The sequence below is a fragment of the Falsochrobactrum shanghaiense genome, from assembly GCF_003149535.1.
In the GTDB taxonomy this organism is placed as follows: Bacteria; Pseudomonadota; Alphaproteobacteria; order Rhizobiales; family Rhizobiaceae; genus Brucella; species Brucella shanghaiense.
Genome location: NZ_QGDB01000005.1, coordinates 324847 through 348063, shown reverse-complemented (window position 1 = coordinate 348063; position 23217 = coordinate 324847). Strand labels below are relative to the sequence as shown.

Here is a 23217-nt window from a genome sequence, read left to right as displayed (position 1 = left end):
ACGCGCGGCACAGGCACACGCACAGTTTTATCTCTCTTTGGCCATTTTTATCCGGCTGTGCAAGCCAAACCGCATCCTGTAGCGCGCTATTCCCCACCGGCCTTAAACCTTTGTTTTTCGTCTGCCACTATGAAAAAAACCGGGCTCTCTTTTCTGTGACAAGCTATAGCATCACAAAAGGGTATCGGCAGATGGTCTGCGCTTGTATCGTTTGGTACAAGCTTTATATGCATCAATGAACGCAAGCGAAGATCGGCTTCGTTTTGCGAATGAACCGGCAGGATGGATTATGAGCCAGCACAACGGCAATGCGGACCGCGTGGGAGCACAGGGCGGCATGGAGCATTCATTCGGCTTCAAGTCGGTCGAGGAAGATGCCAAGCAGGGGCTGGTCAACGAGGTTTTCCATAAGGTCGCCAAGCGCTACGATGTGATGAACGATCTCATGTCCGGCGGACTGCATCGGGTCTGGAAGGATGCGATGATCAGCTGGCTTGCCCCGTCCCGGCGTCCCGGCTGGACGTCGCTTGATGTCGCCGGGGGAACCGGCGATGTGGCCTTTCGCATCGTCGAAGCATCCGGCCGTCAGGCGCATGTGACCATTCTGGATATTAACGGCTCCATGCTTGGTGTGGGGCGCGAGCGCGCCATCAAGAAGGGCCTTGCGGATAATCTCGAATTCGTTGAAGCAAATGCCGAGGAACTGCCTTTCGAGGATAATAGTTTCGACGCCTATACGATTGCTTTTGGCATTCGCAATGTTCCCCATATCGACAAGGCGCTTTCGGAAGCCTGGCGGGTCTTAAAGCCGGGCGGACGCTTTCTCTGCCTGGAATTTTCCGAAGTGGATCTGCCTCTTCTGGACAGGGTCTATGACCAGTGGTCGTTTCAGGCCATTCCACGTATTGGCAAGATGATTACCGGCGACGCGGATTCCTATAGCTATCTGGTCGAATCGATCCGTAAATTCCCCAAACAGGAGGATTTTGCCGCCATGATCAGAACGGCCGGATTTGAACGTGTAAGCTGGCGCAATTTCACGGGAGGGATTGCCGCCCTGCATTCAGGCTGGAAGCTTTGATCGTGCCTCTGTTGATCTGGAATGGAGGCTGCGCGCCCCGATATGAGTAATTTTCTCGCCGCGTTCCGGCTGATGCGCGCCGGATGGATCATGACGCGCGAGGGCGTTATCAGCTCTCTTCCGGCGGACGATATTTCCGGGCTGCCCGCTTTTGCCTACAAGATCGCACGGCTTCTGGCGCGTAAACGTACGCAAGGGGTGGCGCGTTCCGAGCGTATTTCCCGCGCCATGAACAAGCTTGGGCCTTCCTATGTGAAGCTTGGCCAGTTTCTGGCGACCCGCCCGGATATTGTCGGGCGCGATGTTGCCGCCGATCTCGCATTGTTGCAGGATCGTCTCGACTTTTTCCCGCAAGATGAAGCTGTGCAGGCGATAGAAGGCTCGCTGGGCCGCAAGATCGACGATCTTTATGTCCGTTTCGAGCCGCCGATTGCCGCAGCTTCCATGGCGCAGGTTCATCCGGCGCAGGTCATGCAGGGCGGGGAAGCGCAGAAGGTGGCCGTCAAGGTCATCCGCCCCGGCGTGCGCCAGCGCTTTGCGCGCGATCTGGAAAGCTTCTTCATGGTGGCGCGGATGCAGGAGCGCCACATTCCCTTCACCCGCCGCCTGCGCCCGGTGCAGGTTGTCGAGATGCTTGCGCAGACCACGCGTATCGAAATGGATTTGCGGCTTGAAGCTGCGGCCCTTTCGGAGATTGCCGAAAACATCAAGGATGATGAAGGGTTTCGCGTTCCCACTGTCGATTGGGAGCGGACGGGCCGGGACGTGCTTACGCTGGAATGGATCGACGGCATCAAAATGTCGGACACCGAAGCGTTGCGCGCGGCAGGCTTCGACCTCAGGAAACTGGCGGAAACGCTGATTCAGTCCTTCTTGCGCCATACGCTGCGCGACGGTTTTTTCCATGCCGATATGCATCCGGGCAATTTGTTCGTTGATCCGAATGGCATCATCGTCGCAGTCGATTTCGGCATTACCGGACGGCTGAACAAGGAACGGCGGCGTTTTCTGGCCGAAATCCTCTATGGTTTCATTACACGCAATTATCGGCGTGTGGCGGAAGTGCATTTCGAGGCCGGTTATGTGCCGCACACGCATGATGTGGCAAGCTTTGCGCAGGCAATCCGCGCCATCGGCGAGCCGATCCATGGCCAGTCGGCGGAAACCATTTCCATGGCCAAGCTCCTGACGCTGCTTTTCGAGGTGACGGAGCTTTTCGATATGGAAACGCGGCCCGAATTGCTCATGCTCCAGAAAACCATGGTCGTGGTGGAGGGCGTATCGCGTACGCTCGATCCCCATTTCAATATGTGGAAAGCGGCCGAGCCTGTGGTTGGCGACTGGATTGCCAGGAATCTGGGGCCGCAGGGCATGCTCGCAGATGCGAGGGACAGTGCTTATTCGCTGCTTCACTTCACCCGCAAGACGCCGGAATTGATCCAGCGCGTCGAGCGCGTTTCGGTGGCAATGGATGATATGGCGCAAAACGGTCTGCGCTTTGATGCCGAGACTGCCGAGGCCATCGGGAAGGCCGAAGCGCGCCATTCTCGCTGGGGACGCATCGCGCAAGTCGTGATTGCAATCTCGCTCGCCGCGATAGCGATAAAGCTTTATATCTGGCTTTAAATAGGTTGGGCGGTGACAAATCGCATTAAACGTGATTTCAATGATTGCGTCATAACCATATGAGTGCAATCAAATGGCCAGTATTACGATCCGTAATCTCGATGATGCCGCCAAGGAAAGGCTGCGCATAAGGGCAGCTCAAAATGGGCGTTCCATGGAAGAGGAAGCGCGGCTTCTTCTGGCGGGCATGGGCGAAACCATCGAGGCTGAACCGCTTGCAAGCGGTGTCGGGGCATCGCTGGCGGGCAAGCGGATACTTCTTATCATCGGCGGCGGGGTTGCCGCCTATAAGGTGTCCGATCTCATCCGCCGCCTGCGTGAACGCGGTGCGCATGTGCGGCCATTGATGACGCAAGCCGCGCAGCAATTCGTTACGCCGCTGACCATAGGCGCGGTTTCGGCGGCGCATGTTTTCACCGATCTGTTCTCGCGCGAGGATGAGCAGGATGTGGGCCATATCCGGCTTGCGCGCGATGCGGATATGATTGTGGTTGCGCCTGCGACTGCCGATCTCATGGCCAAAATGGCCAATGGGCTTGCGGGCGATCTTGCCAGCGCGGTTCTGCTTGCGCGAAAGGTTCCGGTGCTGATCGCGCCTGCGATGAATCCGGCCATGTGGGAGAATTGCGCGACCAACCGCAATCGCGGGGTGCTTTTGAAGGATGGTGTCCATTTCATCGGTCCTGAAAAGGGCGAAATGGCGGAGAGTGGTGAAGCGGGCACAGGTCGCATGAGCGAGCCGCTGGCGATTGTTGCGGCAATTGAAAGCCTGCTTGCACCGCAGGCAAAGCCGCTTGCGGGAAAAACCATTGTCATGACGTCTGGTCCGACGCATGAGCCGATCGATCCGGTGCGTTATATCGCCAACCGCTCATCGGGAAAGCAGGGACATGCCATTGCGGCGGCGCTGGCGCGGCTTGGCGCGAGGGTGCATCTGGTGTCCGGCCCGGTCCATATTCCCGATCCTGAAGGCGTCGATGTCATTCCTGTGGAAACGGCGCGCGAAATGAACGAGGCGGTGCAAGCGCTTTTGCCTGCCGATGCTGCCGTGATGGTGGCAGCAGTTGCCGATTGGCGCACGGCCAGTTCGGCCGATCAGAAGATCAAGAAGCAGCCCGGCGAAACGGCGCCGACTTTGAGCATGGTGGAAAATCCCGATATTCTGGCAGGCGTCGGCCATAGTCCGCAAAGACCCGCTCTTGTGGTGGGGTTTGCCGCTGAAACGCAGGATGTGGCTGCCAATGCGCAGCGCAAGCTCGACAAGAAGGGCGCGGACTGGATCGTCGCCAATGATGTTTCGGGCGATGTCATGGGCGGCGACCGCAATCATGTGCGCATTCTAAGCCGTTCCGGCATTGAGGAATGGCCGGAAATGAGCAAGAGCCAAGTGGCTGAAAAGCTTGCGGAAAAAATTGCGGAGACGTTGCTTTCCAGTCATTGACGGCACTGGGCTGGAAAGGTTTCCGGATCGCCAAACTGGCCCGCAAAAAGTCGGAATAGGCCGAGACCTCTCATTAGGACACAATGCATCGTCGCATCTGTTCAGGGAACGCAGATGCCGGTGCTTGTGGGAGGTTCCAATGCGTCTGATGCGCCTTGTTTTCGTGCCTGTATTGTTTTTCCTGCTGCAATGCAGCGCAATGGCAGACGGACCGCAGTCGCCTGCGGAAATTTACGGCCCGCTGTTTGAAGCGGTTGAAATGCAGCGAATATTTCCAGATTCCAAAAGCTTTACCGACATGCTGCCCAAAGAGGCCCCGGATGAAATAGTCGCGCTTTATAAGAACGAATCCAAACAGCCCGGCTTTACTCTTCATGACTTCGTCCTGCGGCATTTCTACAGGGACAAGCGAGGCTTATCGCCTGCCAGCAGTTTAAAGGTTGCAAGTGTTGCCATCCCGGATGTCAATGGGCCGGGCCAGGTATATGAGCGTAGGGCAGGTGCAAGCGTCTGCAGACATATAGATGCTTTGTGGAATGTCCTGCGCCGCGAGCCGGACGATCCGGACATTGAAGGTTCTCTCCTGCCCTTGCATTATCCCTATGTGGTGCCCGGGGGCCGCTTTGGCGAGATTTATTACTGGGACAGTTATTTTACCATGCAGGGCCTTCTGGCGAGCGGACGCGCCGATCTCGCACAGAATCTGTTGCGCAATCTCGCCGATCTTGCGCTGCGTTACGGGCATGTGCCTAATGGCAACAGATCATATTATCTGGGCCGCTCACAGCCGCCTTTTCTGGCTGCCATGGTCGAATTACTCGTGCGCATAAAGGGGAAGAATCTATATCGCGATTATCTGCCGGCCTTAGAACGCGAATATGCCTATTGGATGAGCGGGGCAGATGGTTTGCAGCCCGGAATGCGGTCTGGCAGGGTCGTGGCAATGGATGATGGAAGCCTGCTCAATCGTTATTGGGACGATAAGAACCTTCCGCGAGATGAATCCTATTTCGAGGATGTGATGACGGCGCGCCATGCGAAGCGCGCGCCGGAAGAAGTATATCGCGATTTACGGGCGGGCGCGGAAAGCGGATGGGATTTTTCATCCCGCTGGCTCAAGGACCCGGCTGATTTGTCGTCAATCCGGACGACCGCTGTGGTGCCGATCGACTTGAATAGCTTGCTCTATCAATTGGAATATACGCTGGCGACAGCCTATAATTATACGCATGACAATGCCAGGGCAGCCGCGTTTCGGACGCTCGCCGAAACACGAAAGAACGCCATCAATAACTATCTTTGGGATAAAAAACGGGCCTATTTCGTCGATTATCTGCTCGATGAGGGCCGCCAATCACAGCAATTGTCGGCAGCAACCGTTTATCCGCTTTATTTCAATCTTGCGACCCGCCAGCAGGCGCTTCAGGTCGCTGAAGCCGTAAAGCGGGACTTAATAAAGCCCTATGGTGTCGCGACTACGACAGTTTCTACGCAACAGCAATGGGATTCTCCCGTCGCATGGGCACCCTTGCAATGGCTGGCCGCTGGCGGTCTTGAACATTATGGTCAAGCTGCGCTGGCAAGGGAAATTGCGGAAAACTGGTCAAGGGGTGCCATCGATTATTATCGCAAAACCGGCAAGCTCATTGAAAAATACAATGCATTCGAAGCGGGCACAATTCTTGGGCGCGGAGAATACAAGACGCAGGATGGCTTTGGCTGGACCAATGGAGTCTTGCGTGCCTTTCTGGCGCAATACCCGGCTATTACCGGTGATGAACCCGACTGTAGAAACATGTCCGCGCCGCAGCCGGTTTCAATACCGTGAAATTACAGGTTGCCGCGGACCTGATAATCCTTGACAGCGGCAAAGTGGATCGCCTTCCAGCGCTCGGCTTCGTAATTGAGCGAGAAGCCATTCTGCGCCAGGAAGACCGGGTCCTTATCGAGATCATGGGCAATATCGGCACGGTGTGCTGCGATAAAGCGCTCCACCTCCGCCGGATCGTCCGCAGAAATCCAGCGGCAGATGGAGAAACGCGACATTTCAAAGCCGACCGGCAGCGAATATTCGATCTTCAGGCGCTCGGTCAGCACGTCAATCTGAAGCGCGCCGACAACGCCGACGATTGCCGGGGAGCCATCGTCGGGCAGGAAGAGCTGAACGACACCTTCTTCGGCCATTTGCTGGAGCGCTTCACGCAGCTTCTTGGCCTTCATTGCATCGTCAAGGCGCACGCGGCGCAGGATTTCCGGCGCAAAGTTGGGCACACCGCGGAACAGAATATCCTCGCCTTCCGTCAATGTATCGCCAATGCGCAATGTTCCGTGGTTGGGTATGCCGACCACATCGCCTGCGAAAGCCTCATCGGCGATCTGGCGCGAGCGGGCAAAGAAGAATTGCGGCGCAGACAGGCTGATCGGCTTGCCGGTGCGCACCAACTTCGCCTTCATGCCGCGTGACAATTTGCCGGAACAAACCCGCAGGAAGGCGATGCGGTCGCGATGGTTGGGGTCCATATTGGCTTGAATCTTGAAGACGAAGCCGGTCATCTTGTCTTCCGTGGCGCCGACCATTCGCGTATCGGCCTGCTGGTCACGCGGGGAGGGGCCGAAATCGCAAAAGGCTTCGATCAGGTCACGGACACCGTAATTCTTCAGCGCCGAGCCGAAGTAAACGGGCGTCAGATGTCCCTCACGGAAAGATTCCAGATCGAAGGGGCGGCAGACGCCCCGCGCCAGTTCAACGCTTTCGATCCATGCCTGACGTTCGTTTTCGGGAAGAAGCTTTGCGGCCTCTTCCGGCCCGCTCACAGGAACGGGCTGTTCCTGCGCATCTTTCTGGCGGATCGTTGCGTTATGAAGATCATAGGTTCCGGCAAAGCTTTTTCCCGATCCGATGGGCCAGGTGACAGGCGCGGTATCGAGAGCGAGCTTTTCCTCGATCTCATCGAGGATTTCGAGCGGATCGCGCGCTTCACGGTCCATCTTGTTGATGAAAGTGACGATGGGTATGTCGCGCATGCGGCAGACTTCGAAAAGCTTCAGCGTGCGGGGTTCGATACCCTTGGCGGCATCGATGACCATGACGGCGCTGTCAACCGCAGTCAGGGTGCGGTAGGTGTCATCGGCAAAGTCTTCATGGCCCGGTGTGTCGAGCAGGTTGAAGATGCAGTCCTTATATTCGAACGTCATCACCGATGTGACGACGGAAATGCCACGGTCGCGCTCAATATTCATCCAGTCGGAGCGGGTCTGAATACGATCCTTCTTGGCCTTGACCTCACCGGCAAGCTGGATGGCGCCGCCAAAAAGCAGCAGCTTTTCGGTCAATGTGGTCTTGCCGGCGTCCGGGTGAGCGATGATCGCGAAAGTGCGGCGCCTGGAAACGGGATGGTCTTGAGCGGGCATGAAAGAAACTCGTGATGGCAAAGGGACGCGCTGCGCAAAAGCGCGTCGCGAAGATGTTGCGCTGCATCTAGCAGCCCTTGGCCAAAAGGTCGAGTTTAAATGATAAGGCGGCGCGGTCGGCACCGCCTCAATCAATAGGCTCTTGCAAGCCTGTTGCCATTAAAGGCGCTTGACGCCGAGGCCAAAGGCAATCGCGGACCAGCCCTGAAAAATCAGGTCAACCGCGAGGAACAGGCCCAGAATGAACAGGCTGTCGACCGGCCATCTCATGGCGATCACCAGACCGGCCAGCGCGGTGATGACGCCCGTTGCAACGATCCAGCCCCAACCGGCAGCGGGTCTGGACTTGAAGCCCATCCAGATGCGAAACAGGCCGGAGCCAAGAAGGGCCGCAGCCAGTAACAGTGTCAGCACGCCTGCCGCCAGCAGCGGATTTGCGATTGTTACAATAGCAGCAACGGCATAAAGCAAGCCGCTCAGCAGCCAGAAGAAAAAGCTGCTCCATGTCTTGACGCTGAAGGCATGAATAATCTCGAAGACGCCCGCAATCAGCATCAGCAGGCCGACATAGTAGACCGAGACGACGGTTGCGAGAACGAGATTGCCCAATGCGATGCCGCCAAGAATGAGAAGCATCACCCCAAGGGCAACAAACCAGCCCCATTTTTTTGAAAGATCGAAGGGCAGGGCAGGACGGTCAGATTGGTTGTGCGCGGATGCCATGGAAGTCCCTCAAAGCTAGTTTAGGTTTGTCCAATATAAAGTAGATTGCTTATTTGGCCAGCCTTGCAAAAGAGAGCCGGCATGGGGACAATAATCCCTGTTGGAGAACGGGCCGGCCTATTATATCTCTTTGCTATAATGAGAGATTTTCAACTAAAGTCAGTGTTATGATTGAGCAGTTTCTTTATTACTGGCCGCATATCCTGGCTGTCCTGTCGATCGTGCTGGGCGCGCTCGCCGCTATCCATGCGACGATGACCAAGGATGAGGTGCGCACCGCTCTTGGCTGGGTCGGGGTGATCGTGCTTTCGCCTATCGTCGGCGCCATTGTCTATGCGATCGCAGGCGTCAATCGCATAAGGCGCAGCACATTGAGCCAGCAGCGCGCCAATACCGGCATTATCGCGCTTTATCATCTGTCGCATTTCGATACGACCAACGATCTGGTGCGCGCCGCGTTCGGCCAGCAGTTTGGCGCGATGAAAATATTGGGGGATTCAGTCAGTCGCTACGACTTCACGAGTGGAAACAGCGTGAAGATGCTCACGAGCGGCGACGATGCCTATGCCGCCATGATTGCCGCAATCAGTCAGGCTGAGCGCAGCATCGTGCTGGAAACCTATATTTTTGATCATGATGGTGTGGGTGAGCAATTTGTCGAGGCCCTGAGCGCCGCTGTTGCGCGCGGCGTGGAAGTCCGGGTGCTGGTGGATGCCGTGGGTGCGCGCTACTCCATCCCAAGCATCGTGAAATTGCTCAGGCAGAAACAGATCCCGGTGGATGTCTTCAATGGCAATATCATTATGGGATTGCGTTTGCCCTATGCGAACCTGCGCACGCACCGCAAGATTCTGATTGTCGATGGCAAAACGGCTTTTACCGGCGGCATGAATATTCGTGCGGGTTTTACGCGGCAGTTTGCCGGCCATGGGGAGGCAATCGACACACATTTCATGCTGGAAGGACCAGCGGTTGCCGATCTCTTCCATCTCGCTTCCGAAGACTGGCGTTTTACCACGGGTGAGCTGCTGACAGGGGAGGCGTGGTCCATCGCAGCGCCGACGGCTCCTCCGGGAACCGGAACGCTGGTGCGCGTCGTCGGCTCGGGGCCGGACAAGAATGTCGAAACCAATCACCGCATGCTGACGGGCGCCTTTTCGGTGGCGCAGCAGCACATCCTCATCATGTCTCCCTATTTTTTGCCGGACCGGGAACTCATAAGCGCGCTGGTGACGGCAGCGCGGCGCGGTGTGTCGGTGGATATTGTCGTGCCCGGCGTCAACAATCTCAAGCTGGTTGACCGCGCCATGCGGGCGCAGTTCGACCAGCTTTTAAAGGATGGCTGCCGCATCTGGCGCGCGGAGGGGGCATTCAACCATTCCAAACTTATAACGATCGACGGGGCCTGGTGCTATGTCGGCTCGTCCAATCTGGACCCGCGCTCCCTGCGGCTCAATTTTGAGGTCGATCTTGAAATTCTCGATCATGAGATTGCCCGCGATGTCGAGGAGCGCATCGGCCGTGCAATTGAAATCAGCCGTGAAATCCATCTGGGGCGGCTCAAGAACCGGCCATTTTTGGAGCGGCTGATCGACCGGATCATCTGGCTTGGGTCGCCTTATCTCTGATCGTCAGCATAAAACTGGCCTAAAGCGTGTCGCGATCTTTCAGATTCGCTCCTCACGCTTTAAGTTTTTGTTTTAACGCATGTCGTTATCCCGAAACCGGTTCCCACTTTCGGGCGACATGCTTTAAAGATCGACGCCGGTGGAATTGCTGTTGAGCAGGGAAGGATTGAATTCTTCGAGAAGGCGGGCTGCCGTTTTCAGATCGAGATGGGCCTTGATCGGAAGATGGTCGGACGCCAGACGCGCCAGCGGCGTGTTGTGAACCTCTATCCCCGTGACCAGATTGTGCGGCATGCCCAGAACACGATCAAGCGCCAGCACGGGGAAGCGCGAAGGGAAGCTGGGCACCGCCGTTGCGGTATGATTGAAAACCGGCAGGAGGGATGCCAGTGATGAATATCTGCCCACGCGCCATTCATTGAGATCGCCAACCAGCAGCGTCGGCAGGGTGTCGGACTGCTGCAATACGGAAAGAATGCTTTCGGCCTGTTGCTCCCGCGAGCGCTTGAGCAGCCCCAGATGTGCGGCAATGATGCGCAAAGGGCCGGATGGAAACTGAAGATCGGCCACCAGCGCGCCGCGTGGCTCGATGCCGGGCAGGGCAAGCTGGCGGACATTGCGCACGACGCCCTCGCGAAACAGCAGCACATTGCCATGCCAGCCATGTCCATAGGGTGTCGTTGCGGTGATGGGGACCGGCACCAGACCATGACGGCGTTCCAGCAGGCCGAGGTCGAGCAAGCCGGACCTTTGACCGAAGCGTTTGTCCGCTTCCTGCAAGGCAATAACGTCCGCGTCGATTTCACTGATGACGTCGGCGGTGCGCTGCGGGTCGAAGCGCTTATCGACGCCGACGCATTTGTGGACGTTATAGGAAGCGATAACGATGTCGCCTTCCATCACATTGGCATGGGGTGGCCGGAAGCCCGGCCGGTTGCGGATAGCCGTCAGGATTCTCCTGGAAATTGGACTTATGTCTTTTTTCTTCTGCAACCGTTGCCTGCCTCATATGATCGTCGAATGATCTGCTGAATATAATCAATGCGCGCTATCTTTTGAATAGTGGCATGTGGAAGATCATCAATAAAGGATTTCCACGCCGTTTGTTTCAAGCATGGCATAGATTGCGCTGGGCGGTGGCTGGTCCGTGACAATAAGATCAATGCCTGAGATCGGCATAATGGAAAACTGGTCGCTGCGTTGCAATGCGGTATGACTTGCGAGGACGACGAATTTCCGTGACTGGCGGCGCACCACCTGCGCCATTTGCAAGTGATGATCGGTAGGCCCCAGCAGTCCGCGCGTGATGTCGAACCCGCTGGCTCCCATGAAAGCTATATCGAAGACGCGGCGGGAAACAATCTCCATAGCTTCGAAACCATAGGAGGCGCGCGCCTGCTGGTCGAACTGCCCGCCGCAAAGCGTAAGATCCGTCTGCCCGCCCATCGCCAGCACGATCATGATGTCGACCATCACCGAGGTCGCCACGATGGGAGGGTGGTGTCGGGCTTCCCAGGCGGTGGCGAGGGCGGTTGAACCGCCGGAGAAAAACACCGACATTCCGGGTCGCAGCAAGCCGTGGGCCAGCCGGGCGATGTGCTCTTTCGCTTCGCGCTCGGCCCCGACACGCAGATCGATATGCGGCATGCCCTTTGCAGTGAGAGCCCGCGCACCGCCATGAACGCGCATTGCCTGGCCTCTCTCTTCGAGAGCAGCAAGGTCACGGCGGATGGTTTCTTCCGAGACGGAAAAAACTTCCGCCAGCTGCACGCATGATGCACCGCCAAATCTGATGAGATGATCGCGGATGCGGTCCTGCCGTTCGGCTGGGCGCATGGGTCTGGTTACCATTGTCTGGCCTGTCATGATTGGGTTCGGTCGCGATCTAGCAGGGCTATCTCACAATATTACGACAAAGCGCGCACGAAACGGTCATCAAACGGGCAATTTCAGCATGAAGCCGTCAAAGCGGACAATTCTCGTGTCATTGAGCGCCGCTAGTTTGTGCTCATTTCGGACATAGGAGAAATGGACATGGTTGAGATTTCCAGGCGCAGTTTTCTGACCGCCTCGGCTGCTGTCGCCGCATCGAGTGCCTTCGGTGTTTCGTCAGCTTTTTCCGCTGATGCAAAGATTGAAATTTCGAGCATCTGGGGGCCGGACAAGCCGTTTCAGAAAGTTGTCGATGCATTCAATGCCCTCAAGACCGGCGTGACCGTCACCAATCGCTTTGATGGCGATTACGAAACCGCTACCACCAAGGCGCTGGCTGCAACCGCTGCCGGCAAGCCGCCCGCAATTATGGTTACGGGCTGGAAATTCGGCTATTTCGCCCGCCGTACGCTGGGTGCGCGCGATCTCAATGAAATCGATGCGGCAAAGGCACAGGCCATCATGGCAAATTTCGTGCCTTCGCTCATGCCGCTGGTCACGATCGACAATGCCGTCATCGGTCTGCCATGGGCCATGTCCACGCCGATCACCTTCATCAACAGCGCTTTGTGGGAAGAGGCCGGGCTTGATCCGAACCTGCCAGATTATCCCGATACGGACTGGCTTTACAACGCCGCCCGCACGCTCGATGAAAAGCTCAAGGGCAAGCATCCCACCTACCGCTCGGCGCTGGCGCTTTCCAACAATGAATGGACGAGCCAGTCCTTCATCCAGAATGCGGGCGGCTACATAATCGATCCTGAAGGCAATCTCGCACTGAACAGCGAGGAAGCCGCGAAGGGCATGGAGCTTTATTGCCAGCCGGCTCATGACGGATTGTGGACGCCGGTCGGTGGCAAGGAGCAGGATGCGGCATTCGAAGCAGGCGCCCTGGCTATCTGCACGACCAGCTCCACGCGCGCCGTCAGCTTCCCCTATGGCAGCGCCAAGGCGATCACCGCCCGTTTCCCCGGTATTCCCGGACAGGATCGCAATATGAACAGCGGCGGCAATTTCCTCGCGGTCTATGCGCGCAACGATGAGCAGGCCAAGGCTTCGCTGGCATTTCTCGAGTTCTGCGCTTCGCCGGAAGGCCAGAAGATCTGGTCGGAAGTCGGCTACCTCAACACTTCCGTTCATGATATTCCGCTTATCAATGATTTCATGAAACCGGCAGCAGGCCAGTTGCAGGACGGCCTGACCGCCGAAACCATCTGGCCGGGCAAGCGCGGCCTTGAAGGGCAGAATATCTGGCGCAAGTGGGTCTCGCGCATGCTGACCAAGGAAACCGACATCAAGTCGGGCCTGAAATCCGCGCATGACGAACTTGCATCGGTCCTCGCGGACGCCTGAGGACAAATGCGCCGATCATTATTTGCGAAACTGGCCCCATGGTTGTTTGTGGGGCCAGCCGTTCTTTCCGTCGTCATATTCCTCTACGGCCCGATCGTCGCGTCATTCGCGCTTTCGGTAGTGGACTGGAATCTCCTGTCGACAGATGTGCGTTTCGTCGGTCTGGATAATTACAGAGATATTCTTTCCGATGCCGATTTCCGGCTATCGGCATGGAACACGCTGCTTTACTGCATCATTCTCGTTCCGGCCCAGATCATATTGCCGCTGGTTCTGGCGGTTATGATCCATGCCGTGCGCGGTTCCCGGCTCGAACGGTTTTATCGCGGCGCATTGTTCCTTCCAACCATTCTTGCCTATTCGGTGGCCGGGGTGGCCTGGTCATGGCTGCTCAATCCCGTCAATGGACTGTTTAACGAGGTGCTTGCCTGGTTCGGCATGCCCACCTCGCTCTGGCATATGGACCCGGACCTGGCGCTGCTGTGCGTTTGTCTGGTCACTTTCTGGAAAAGCTTTGGCCTGAACATGCTGCTATGGATTGCGGCGCTGGCCAATGTGCCATCATCGCTGCGCGAGGCCTCGCGGCTCGACGGCGCCGGGGCATGGCGGCGCTTCTTCACCATCGAGCTGCCACTGATTACCCCGACAGCCTTCTTTATTTCCGTCACCACGATTTTCTCCGTGCTCGATGATATTGTCGGCGTCGTCGATGTGCTCACACATGGCGGTCCTGCGGGCCGAAGTTCCAACCTGCTTTATTTCCTGTGGCAGCAGGGACTGCAATTCTTCCAGTTTGGGCGGGCCAGCGCGGTGGCCATGGTCATTATCGTCGTCGTGCTGGCGATAACATGGGCTCAGTTCCGGTTTGGCGAAAAGCGGGTTCATTACCAATGAGCAAGCAATCCTTCAGCATCGCCCTGCAGCGCGGTACTCTTCATTTTCTGCTTATCGCGCTGTCGCTGATCACGCTGTTTCCACTGCTGTGGATGCTGACATCGGCATTTACGCCTAATGATTTGATCGTGCAGAAGGCCCTGCGGCTGTGGCCGGAAGAATTCACGTTTTCAAACTTCCAGAGCGCGGCGGAGCGTTATCCGATCTGGTGGTGGCTGTTCAATTCGGTGCTTACCTCGACTGCAATCACATTGGGCAAGCTCGTTATCAGCCTGCCCGCCGGTTACGCATTCGCGCGGATGGAGTTTCGCGGCAAGCAGTTCTTCTTTTGGGTCGTGATCGCGACAATGTCATTTCCGACCGTTCTGGCAATCATTCCTACCTATATCGGGGTCGTGAAGATTCAGGCGTTCGATACTTATTCGGCCATGATCATCCCATCTATTCCCTATATCGGCTTCTATGTCTTCTATTTCAGGCAATCGTTTCTTTCCCTGCCGGGCGAAATGTTTGAAGCAGCACGCATCGACGGTTGCGGCATGTGGAAACAGTTCACGGATATTGCCATTCCAAATGTGCTGCCTGCCATAGCGGCCCTTTCGGTAATCTCCTTCATGGGAGCGTGGAATATCTATCTGTGGGGGCAACTTGTTCTTGAAGACACCGGACGCAAGACATTGACGACGGGCATTGCCATGTTCGCCGATATAGATGGCGCCCAAACGCCGTGGGGACCGCTTATGGCGACGAGCCTTCTTTCCATATTGCCGGTTCTGGCGATGTTCCTGCTGGCGCAGCGATATATCGTGGAAGCGTTTTCTGCCGGTACAGTGGAGAAGTAAATGTCGCGCATTCTTGTCGTCGCTCATCTCAATCATGATCGTATCTGGCAGATCGACCGCCCGCTTGTGGCAGGGGCGCGCATTCCATGGGGAGAGCGGGCCATCCGTCTGGGTGGCGGCGGCTTTTTTACGGGATCGCAATTGCTGGCGCTGGGACATGACGTTGCGCTGGTCGGTTCGCTGGGCGACGATGAATTGGGCCAATCCGCATGGAAACAACTGGCTGAACGCGGCTTCGACCTGACGCATGTCATGTGGCGTGACAGCAAAACCCAGCTAACCGAGATACTGCTTGAGCCTACGGGTGAACGCACGATTCTGACGCCGCGTAATGCGCCTGCGAGGCCGTTCACGCTGCGCGGGGAGGTTCACGCGCAAGCGGCCTATATCAATTGCTTCAATCCCGATGCGGCAATTCATGCGGCGTTCGACGCCATTCCGTTGGTCGCTTCACAATTTCCTCTATCCGACTCAGCAGTATTTCGGCCAGCCGATCTCATGATCGGGTCCAGAGGAGATTTGGCAGGGCTGGATATGCAAACATTGTGGAACAGAAGCCGCACGCTGTGCGGGCCAAGATTGAGGCATCTTGTCATAACGGATGGTCCCAATCCGATTACTGTTTTCGACGGGCAGCAGATTCATCCGGTGCAGCCTGCAAAACGCGTCGCAGTCAGAAGCACGATTGGGGCGGGGGATCATTTTTCGGCCAATCTGATTTCGGCAATTCTGCGCGGACTGACGATGAGCGAGGCGGCAGGAACTGCAAGTGACGCCACCGCCCGATGGCTTGATGAGCGCGACAGAAAGCCGGTCGAAGAAGCTTTGGAAACCCCGTGATTTCGCTTTTGAAACGATCAGAAAATATGCCCGCGCAGCAGCCGCGGGCAGGAATGGAGAAAACATGGCCGGTATCGTTCTGAAGGACATCAGAAAGATCTATGCGGGCGGGGTCGAGGCGGTGAAAGGCGTTTCCCTCGATATTCGCGCTGGCGAGTTCATCGTGCTTGTCGGCCCGTCCGGCTGCGGTAAATCCACGCTTCTGCGCATGATTGCCGGGCTGGAGGATATTTCGTCGGGCGAGGTGCGTATCGGGGAGCGGTTGGTCAACGAGGTCGAACCGGCGGACCGGGATATAGCCATGGTTTTCCAGAATTATGCGCTCTATCCGCATATGAGCGTTTACAACAATATGGCGTATGGGCTGAGAAACCGTAAAACGCCAAAAGCCGAAATCGAACAGCGTGTTGCCGAGGCAGCGCGGATGCTTGAAATCGAACCCTTCCTTGACCGCAAACCGAAGGCGCTTTCCGGCGGCCAGCGTCAGCGCGTGGCCATGGGGCGCGCGATTGTGCGCAAGCCGTCGGTCTTTCTTTTCGATGAGCCTCTCTCCAATCTCGACGCCAAATTGCGCGTGACCATGCGCGGGGAAATCAAGCGGCTGCAAAGGCGGCTGGGCACGACTTCCCTTTATGTGACGCATGACCAGCTTGAAGCCATGACATTGGCGACGCGACTGGTCGTTCTCAACAAGGGGAGCATTGAGCAGATCGGGACGCCGCTGGAGGTCTATCATGCGCCAGCATCCGCTTTTGTCGCAGCCTTCATAGGGTCGCCGGCAATGAACCTGCTTTCAGGCCACGTGGACGGCAACCGGCTGCATCTTGGCGAGATGATGCTCAAGCTGCCCGGAGCGCTGCCGCCAGCAGGGCCGGTTACGGTGGGCATGCGCGCAGAAGATATAGAACTGGCCGGGGATGAGGCCGATGCAATGGATTTTCATCTCGATCACGTCGAGGAACTGGGCGCACAACGGCTCGTGCACGGAATGGTGGGAGAGCTGCGACTTACCGTTGCCTTTGCGCCGCATGTTCCAATCAGTGAGCGCATGTATCTGGCAATCAATCCCGACAAGCTGCATTTCTTCTGCGCCGATACGGGACAACGCTTGCCGGTCAACAGCATGAAGACACAAGCGGAGGTTTCTACCAGAGCGGTCCCTGTCTGAATAGAATTGCTGGAATGCCCCGGCGTGGCCTGGCGGGCCACGCATATAAGATCGATTCAAGCCGCATCGGCTGATCGTTCCTATCTTATCGTATTTTATGGAAACCTAAGTCTTGGTAGTGACTTAGAAGGGAAATGGTGCCCAGAAGAGGACTCGAACCTCCACGCCCTTGCGAGCGCCAGCACCTGAAGCTGGTGCGTCTACCAATTCCGCCATCTGGGCGACGAGGACCCATCTAAGGGGTCCGCCGGTCTCTGTCAATCGTCATTTCGTGTTTCGCCAGCTTTTTTATCAGTTCACAGACCGAAAGAAAAACGAGGCGCAGCAAAGCCGGGTGCGGCGACGCCAAACGGTGTCCGCACCCGAAAAAATCAGGCTGAAAGGACTTCCTTGGAGGCGATGGTCGAATCAGCGTTGAGCTTGTAGATGACCGGAACGCCGGTATTGAGTTCCTGCTTGAGAATCTCTTCAGGCGTCAGGCCGTCAAGCGCCATGATGAGAGCGCGAAGCGAGTTGCCATGGGCTGCGACAAGCACCGTCTCGCCACGCAGCACATGCGGCTGTATCGTATGGAGATAATAGGGCCACACGCGCGCGCCGGTGTCTTTGAGGCTTTCGCCGCCCGGTGGAGGCACATCGTAGGAGCGGCGCCAGATATGGACTTGTTCCTCGCCCCATTTCGCGCGGGCATCATCCTTGTTGAGACCCGAAAGATCACCATAATCGCGCTCATTGAGCGCCTGATCGCGGATGGTTTCAAGGCCGGACTGGCCCAGTTGCTCAAGAATATGCTCGCATGTCACCTGAGCCCGCGAAAGCACGGAGGTAAAGGCGATGTCGAATGTGAGGCCAGCGGCCTTGAGGCGCTGCCCGGCAGCTTTCGCTTCCGCATGGCCCTGTTCGGTGAGGCCCGGATCACGCCAGCCGGTAAAGAGGTTCTTCAGGTTCCATTCGCTTTGGCCGTGACGGACCAGGACGAGGGTACGGGACATGCTCAATGCTCCATAGTGGTGAGAATCAGTCGTTAAGCCCGAGAACATCGAGCATGGAATAAAGACCGGGTTTCCTTCCATGGGCCCAAAGGGCCGCTTTTACCGCGCCGCGCGCGAAGATGGTGCGGTCTTCGGCATTGTGTGAAAGGGTGATGCGCTCGCCGGGGCCGGCGAGAATGACGGAATGATCGCCGACGACCGAGCCACCGCGCAATGTTGCAAAGCCGATCGTCGCTTCTTCGCGCGGGCCGGTATAGCCGTCGCGCACGCGCACGCTTTTGTCAGCCAGGCTGATTGCGCGGCCTTTTGCTGCCGCTTCGCCCAGCAGGAGTGCAGTGCCTGAAGGTGCATCGACCTTGTGCCTGTGATGCATCTCAAGAATCTCGATGTCGAAATCTTCCGGATCGAGTGCTTGCGCTGCCTTTTGCACCAGAACGGACAAAAGATTGACGCCAAGGCTCATATTGCCCGATTTGACGATTGTAGCATGGCGGGCGGCGGCGCGGATTTTCTCGTCGTCTTGAGGGGAGCAGCCCGTGGTGCCGATCACATGCACGATGCGCGCCTGCGCCGCCAATGCGGCGTAGCCGACCGAGGCTGCGGGGCTGGTGAAATCAAGCACGCCTTGCGCCTTTGCGAAAACGGGCAGGGGATCGTCGGTGATGGAAATGCCGAGATTGCCAAGACCGGCAATTTCGCCCGCATCCTTGCCCAGATAAGGAGAATCCGGGCGTTCTATGGCGCCTGCAAGCGCAACACCCGCCATCCCATGAATGGTGCGGATGAGGGCCTGTCCCATGCGGCCGCTGGCACCGACAACCACCAGTCCCATTTCGGTTTCATTGGCCATTGGTGTTTTCCTTTGTGCCTGTCTTTTCAAGAAGGATTTCGCCATTGCCACTTTGCAACTGATAAAAGCGGGCATAGACGCCATTGGGAATGCCGATGAGATCGTCGTGACGGCCTTCTTCGACCACATGGCCCGCTTCCATGACGACGATGTGATCGGCATTGACGACCGTGGAAAGCCGGTGGGCAATCACGATGGTCGTGCGGTCCTGCATGATCTCGTCCAGCGCAAGCTGAACACGCTTTTCCGATTCATTATCGAGGGCGGAGGTCGCCTCGTCGAGCAGCAGAACGGGCGCATTGCGCACGATGGCGCGGGCGATGGAAAGGCGCTGGCGCTGCCCGCCAGAAAGCGTGACGCCGTTTTCGCCCACCGGCGTGTCATAGCCGCCAGCCTGTTGCACGATGAACTCATGCGCATGGGCCAGTTTTGCCGCTTCGATGATTTCGGCATCGGTGGCGTCCGGACGCCCATAGCGGATATTGTCGGCGATGGTGCCTTCAAACAGATAGGGTTGTTGCGAAACATAAGCGATGGAATGGCGCAGCGATTGTTTCGTGACCTTTGAAATATCCTGTCCGTCAAAAAGGATGTCACCCTTTTCGGTATCGTAGAAGCGCTGCATAAGGCTGATGAGCGTTGATTTTCCCGCCCCCGATGCGCCGACCACGGCTGTCGTTTTTCCGGCTTTCGCAATAAAGCTGACGCCGTGCAGCACCGGGGCACCTTCACTATAGGAGAAGTGGACGTCATTGAATTGAATCTCGCCGGGGCCGGGCTTGAGATTCACCGCATCGGGAACATCCTCCTGCTGAGGTTCGATGTCGAGCACTTCATAGATCATGCGCGCATTGACCAGCGCGCGTTCAAGGCCGACCTGCAGGCGCGCAAGACGGCGCGCCGGATCATAGGCCAGAAGCAGCGCGGTGATGAAGGCGAACATCGCGCCGGGCGGCTCCTGATTGAGGATCGCGCGATAACCGCTATAAGCCAGCACACCGGCTATGGCGAAGCCTGCAAGAATTTCTGCGATGGGGGTGGTGCGCTCCGAAACGCGGGCGATCTTGTTGCTACGCCCCTCGGCCTGCACGATCAGCGTATCGATCCTGGAACGCAATTGATCTTCCATCGTGAATGCCTTGACGATGGCGATGCCCTGCACCGATTCCTGCATGGCGCCGAGCAGATGGGAATTGAGATGCACCAGATCGCGGGTGACGGAGCGGATGCGACGCGAAATATAGGCAACGGCCAGAATGAGCGGCGGGCCGATCAGGAAGATGACTGCGGACATGACCGGATCGGTATAGAACATCATGCCGACCAGCCCGACCAGCGCAACCAGATCGCGGGCGATCGAAGAAATCGTCATATTGAGAAGATCGCGAATGCCGTTGACATTCTGGTTGATCTGCGCGGCCAGATGGCCGGAGCGGGTATCGTTATAAAAATCGAGGCCCAGCTTCATGAGGTGGTCGAAGATGCGCTTCTGGTAGCGCGCGACCAGATTATTGCCGATCTTGGCCAGTTCGACCGCCTGAACATAGCTGGAAAGCCCACGCAGGATGAAGATGCCGAGAATTGCGCCGCAAATGACCCAGATGAGACCGATCTTCTGCTCGTAGAAGATCTTGTCGATCATGGGTTTCATCAGATAGGCCAGCGCACCGTTGGAAGCCCCCACGATGAGCGAGGCCGCGATGGCCACGAAATAGCTCTTCTTATAATCGCGGACGTTCTCCGACATCATGCGGCGAATGACGCGCGTGGCTTCGCCCGGATCGATTTTTTTGTTTTTCTTCCTGAATAGACTCACGGGCAAATGCGCTTTTTATCTGGCAGCTGGGGCTGTGAAGGATTTCATTACAGCGCTTCTATAACCCTATCTCATCCGATACGCCAGCGACGGCCATCCGTTGAAACCTCAAAGCGTGAGGGCGTGCGTGCGAAAGCGGAAAGGCCGCTCAATGCAGCCAGTTGATGGGTGATCACATGGATGGGGATGTCGCGCATGATAAGGCCATGGGGGGCTTTGTCTTCGAATGCTGCGCGGAAAGAACCCGATTTGAGGGCGGACAATATGCGCTGGGGAATGCCGCCGGAGAGATAGACGCCGCCAAGGGCCATGAAAACCAGCGCCAGATCGCCAGCGACCCGACCCAGATAGGTGACGAAGAGGTCGAGCGTTTCAACCGCTTGCGCATTGCTGCCTTCAAGGCCTGCATCGGTGATGGCGGCAGGCGTATCGAGAGTGGGGACCACCTTATCGGCAGTGCAGATGGCGAGATAGAGATTGCGCAAGCCGCGTCCGCAAAGAATCTGTTCGGCCGATACACGTCCTTCGATGTGTTCGATATGGGGGAAGACCTGATAATCGCGCGCGCTGCGCGGGCCGATGTCGATATGACCGCCTTCACCGGGAACGGGAACCCATGCCTTGTGGGTGCGCAGCAGACCAGCTACGCCAAGTCCTGTGCCGGGGCCAAGCACGACGCGGGTTGCGATGATTTCTTCGCTTTTGCCGCCAATCTGCTCCAGATATTCGTTGTCGATCGAGACGACCGCAAGCGCCTGCGCTTCAAAATCGTTCAGAACCGTGACGTCCTTGAAGCCAAGCTTTGCGATCATATCACGCGGACGAACGATCCAGTTGCAATTGGTGAGGTCGATTTCATCGCTGTCCACGGGGCCTGCGACCGCAAGGATCGCAGAGCGCGGCATGATGGAAGTATGGTCGAGAACGACGCTCTGGATCGCTTCATCGATCGTGGCGTAGTCTGAAGTCTGGACGACGGGGAATTCCTTGGGTTCGGCATAGGAATCGACAAGAAGGGCGAAGCGCGCGTTGGTTCCGCCAATATCGCCGACGAGAACGGGAAATTTGAAACTTTGTTCAGCGTCTATCGTGGCTTGCATTCTGTTTCCTATTGCTTCGTCTGTGTTGCCGAGACTGCATGGGCAGTCTTGTTGTTGCCTACCGATCCAGCGCCTTGATCAATCTTTCCGCTGTTGCGCGATTGAGCGCCATGGGAATGTCGTAGACGCTGCCCAGCCGGGTCAGGGCCTTGACGTCCACGTCATGGGGAAGCGGCGAAAGCGGATCGATGAAGAAAATCAATGCCTGTATCATTCCTTCCGCAATCATTGCGCCGATCTGCTGATCGCCGCCAAGCGGGCCGCTCTTAACCCGATGGACATTCAACGATTTGCATGCCTGCTGGATAAGCCCGCCTGTCGTTCCCGTTGCCACGATGTCAAAACGCGACAAGGCCTCTTCGTGCAGTTGCGCAAAAGCGACCATGTCATCTTTTTTCAAATCATGAGCGATCAGGGCGACGCGAAGTCGTTTTTCCATGGGTTGATAACCTTGTCAATTTGTTCCGGCGCCCGGATTGTTCATAAATGGGTTCGGATAATACAGGATAGTTTATCGCGCGCTGTATGTCACTTCCGCGACGGAATCGGGAGAGGGATCATGCAGCACGGCGGCACAGGATTTCGGCAGATCGGAAACCATGACGGTCTTTGGCTTTTCCGACGGCTTCTTGGATGGCTTTGCCGGTTTCCATGGTTCGTCCGTAAACCACCATGCCAGTGATTGATCGCAACCGTCGCCGGGCGGCACCGCCGCTTGCGGCTTGCAATTAGCAGAACCCGGCTGGCAGGAAAGGCGGATATGAAAATGGTAGTGGTGTCCCCAATAGGGTCTAACCTTGCCCAGCCAGTTCCTATTGCCCTTTACGGTCTCACAGAGCTGTTTTTTAATGCCGGGATGCACGAAAATACGCTCGACTTCCGGGTAGCTGGCTGCGTGTTTTAGCAGGGCGGTGCGGCTTGGCGTCCATTTTTTGGGATCGACATAAAGTGAATCCTTCGCCAGCATCGATATGGCCGATACATTTTCACGCTCTTCACTGCTCAAGCGCTTTTTGGGCATGGGTGTCAGCCATATGTCGGCATCAAGCCCCACCTGGTGGGAGGCATGGCCTGTCAGCATCGGTCCGCCGCGCGGCTGCGATATGTCGCCGATCAGCAGGCCGGGCCAGCCATCCTTTGCCGCATCGCGTGAGAGGCGCTCCAGCAGCGCGATCGTGTGCGGGTGGCCCCAGCGGCGATTGCGCGAAAGGCGCATGACCTGCCAGTTCGGCCCATCTTCGGCGATGGCGACAGCCCCGGCGATGCAGCCCTTTGAGTAAAAGCCTATCGAATGCGGTTTTTGGGCCAGAGCGGGAAGCTCTTGTGCGCCAAAGGCCTGTTTTGCAGGCATGTCTTGCGCGCTGGTCGATATAATGCTGCCGCATAGCGCGCTTATTGCGACCGCTGCCGCGAGCGCGAAACCATGCCGGAGGCTGAACCGATATATCGTAACCATGGGCAATGTTCCGGAATAATAATTTTGCGAATCATTCGCATGCAATGTCCCGATTATGGTTTAA

Annotated in this window: 20 protein-coding genes and 1 tRNA gene; 10 read left to right on the top strand and 11 right to left on the bottom strand. The window is 57.0% G+C overall.

Going from position 1 to position 23217, the window contains the following annotated elements:
- Positions 1-289: 289 nt before the first annotated feature.
- The 4 genes from ubiE (at position 290) to treA (ending at position 5976) form a co-directional block, all read left to right on the top strand.
- Positions 290-1081: a bifunctional demethylmenaquinone methyltransferase/2-methoxy-6-polyprenyl-1,4-benzoquinol methylase UbiE gene (gene ubiE, locus DKP76_RS14625; RefSeq protein ID WP_109707569.1), complete on the top strand. Its 792-nt coding sequence runs from the start codon at positions 290-292 to the stop codon at positions 1079-1081.
- Between the two features lie 42 nt (positions 1082-1123).
- The gene (gene ubiB / locus DKP76_RS14620) at positions 1124-2707 is read left to right on the top strand and encodes a 2-polyprenylphenol 6-hydroxylase (protein ID WP_109707568.1); all 1584 of its coding nucleotides are present in this window, start codon (positions 1124-1126) and stop codon (positions 2705-2707) included.
- A gap of 73 nt (positions 2708-2780) precedes the next feature.
- Complete coding sequence (coaBC, locus tag DKP76_RS14615) at positions 2781-4148, top strand: bifunctional phosphopantothenoylcysteine decarboxylase/phosphopantothenate--cysteine ligase CoaBC (protein ID WP_109707521.1); 1368 nt, start codon at positions 2781-2783, stop codon at positions 4146-4148.
- 139 nt (positions 4149-4287) lie between these two features.
- Positions 4288-5976, top strand: a complete 1689-nt coding sequence (treA, locus tag DKP76_RS14610) for an alpha,alpha-trehalase TreA (RefSeq protein WP_109707520.1) — start codon at positions 4288-4290, stop codon at positions 5974-5976.
- A gap of 2 nt (positions 5977-5978) precedes the next feature.
- Here the strand turns inward: treA and DKP76_RS14605 are convergent, their stop codons facing one another.
- Both DKP76_RS14605 and DKP76_RS14600 read right to left on the bottom strand, forming a co-directional pair.
- A complete protein-coding gene (locus tag DKP76_RS14605) occupies positions 5979-7559 on the bottom strand; it encodes a peptide chain release factor 3 (protein WP_109707519.1) in 1581 nt (526 codons plus the stop codon).
- 159 nt (positions 7560-7718) lie between these two features.
- Positions 7719-8282 (bottom strand): HdeD family acid-resistance protein, encoded by a 564-nt coding sequence (locus DKP76_RS14600; RefSeq protein ID WP_109707518.1) that lies wholly within the window; start codon positions 8280-8282, stop codon positions 7719-7721.
- 167 nt (positions 8283-8449) lie between these two features.
- On the opposite strand from DKP76_RS14600, the gene cls reads away from it, so the two are divergent.
- On the top strand, positions 8450-9910 hold the full coding sequence (cls, locus tag DKP76_RS14595) for a cardiolipin synthase (RefSeq protein WP_109707517.1): 1461 nt from the start codon (positions 8450-8452) through the stop codon (positions 9908-9910).
- 123 nt (positions 9911-10033) lie between these two features.
- Here cls and DKP76_RS14590 read toward each other — a convergent pair whose 3' ends face one another.
- Positions 10034-10903, bottom strand: a complete 870-nt coding sequence (locus DKP76_RS14590; RefSeq protein WP_109707516.1) for an endonuclease/exonuclease/phosphatase family protein — start codon at positions 10901-10903, stop codon at positions 10034-10036.
- A gap of 87 nt (positions 10904-10990) precedes the next feature.
- Positions 10991-11776, bottom strand: coding sequence for a DeoR/GlpR family DNA-binding transcription regulator (locus tag DKP76_RS14585; protein ID WP_109707515.1), 786 nt, complete (start codon positions 11774-11776; stop codon positions 10991-10993).
- A gap of 168 nt (positions 11777-11944) precedes the next feature.
- Between DKP76_RS14585 and DKP76_RS14580 the strand changes: the two genes are divergently transcribed.
- The 5 genes from DKP76_RS14580 to DKP76_RS14560 all read left to right on the top strand — a co-directional run bounded on the left by DKP76_RS14580 (position 11945) and on the right by DKP76_RS14560 (position 16939).
- Complete coding sequence (locus DKP76_RS14580; protein WP_158279449.1) at positions 11945-13195, top strand: extracellular solute-binding protein; 1251 nt, start codon at positions 11945-11947, stop codon at positions 13193-13195.
- A gap of 6 nt (positions 13196-13201) precedes the next feature.
- Entirely contained in the window at positions 13202-14089 is an 888-nt protein-coding gene (locus tag DKP76_RS14575) for a carbohydrate ABC transporter permease (RefSeq protein WP_109707513.1), read from the top strand.
- Positions 14086-14931 carry a carbohydrate ABC transporter permease gene (locus DKP76_RS14570; RefSeq protein WP_109707512.1) on the top strand — a complete coding sequence of 282 codons (846 nt, stop codon included), beginning with the start codon at positions 14086-14088 and terminating at the stop codon, positions 14929-14931. Before DKP76_RS14575 ends, DKP76_RS14570 begins: the two co-directional genes overlap by 4 nt.
- Positions 14932-15771: a PfkB family carbohydrate kinase gene (locus DKP76_RS14565; protein ID WP_109707511.1), complete on the top strand. Its 840-nt coding sequence runs from the start codon at positions 14932-14934 to the stop codon at positions 15769-15771. It abuts the gene before it with no gap.
- Between the two features lie 64 nt (positions 15772-15835).
- Positions 15836-16939 carry a sn-glycerol-3-phosphate import ATP-binding protein UgpC gene (locus DKP76_RS14560; RefSeq protein ID WP_109707567.1) on the top strand — a complete coding sequence of 368 codons (1104 nt, stop codon included), beginning with the start codon at positions 15836-15838 and terminating at the stop codon, positions 16937-16939.
- A gap of 135 nt (positions 16940-17074) precedes the next feature.
- Here DKP76_RS14560 and DKP76_RS14555 read toward each other — a convergent pair.
- The 7 genes from DKP76_RS14555 to mepA form a co-directional block, all read right to left on the bottom strand.
- Positions 17075-17161, bottom strand: a tRNA-Leu gene (locus tag DKP76_RS14555).
- A gap of 149 nt (positions 17162-17310) precedes the next feature.
- Positions 17311-17931, bottom strand: a complete 621-nt coding sequence (locus tag DKP76_RS14550) for a 2,3-bisphosphoglycerate-dependent phosphoglycerate mutase (protein WP_109707510.1) — start codon at positions 17929-17931, stop codon at positions 17311-17313.
- A gap of 25 nt (positions 17932-17956) precedes the next feature.
- Complete coding sequence (gene dapB / locus DKP76_RS14545) at positions 17957-18781, bottom strand: 4-hydroxy-tetrahydrodipicolinate reductase (protein ID WP_109707509.1); 825 nt, start codon at positions 18779-18781, stop codon at positions 17957-17959.
- Positions 18771-20597, bottom strand: a complete 1827-nt coding sequence (locus DKP76_RS14540) for an ABC transporter ATP-binding protein (RefSeq protein WP_109707566.1) — start codon at positions 20595-20597, stop codon at positions 18771-18773. Before DKP76_RS14540 ends, dapB begins: the two co-directional genes overlap by 11 nt.
- 71 nt (positions 20598-20668) lie before the next feature.
- On the bottom strand, positions 20669-21697 hold the full coding sequence (locus DKP76_RS14535) for a glucokinase (RefSeq protein ID WP_109707508.1): 1029 nt from the start codon (positions 21695-21697) through the stop codon (positions 20669-20671).
- Between the two features lie 58 nt (positions 21698-21755).
- The gene (locus tag DKP76_RS14530) at positions 21756-22136 is read right to left on the bottom strand and encodes a methylglyoxal synthase (protein ID WP_109707507.1); all 381 of its coding nucleotides are present in this window, start codon (positions 22134-22136) and stop codon (positions 21756-21758) included.
- A gap of 72 nt (positions 22137-22208) precedes the next feature.
- Complete coding sequence (gene mepA, locus DKP76_RS14525; RefSeq protein WP_245410247.1) at positions 22209-23048, bottom strand: penicillin-insensitive murein endopeptidase; 840 nt, start codon at positions 23046-23048, stop codon at positions 22209-22211.
- Positions 23049-23217: the final 169 nt, after the last annotated feature.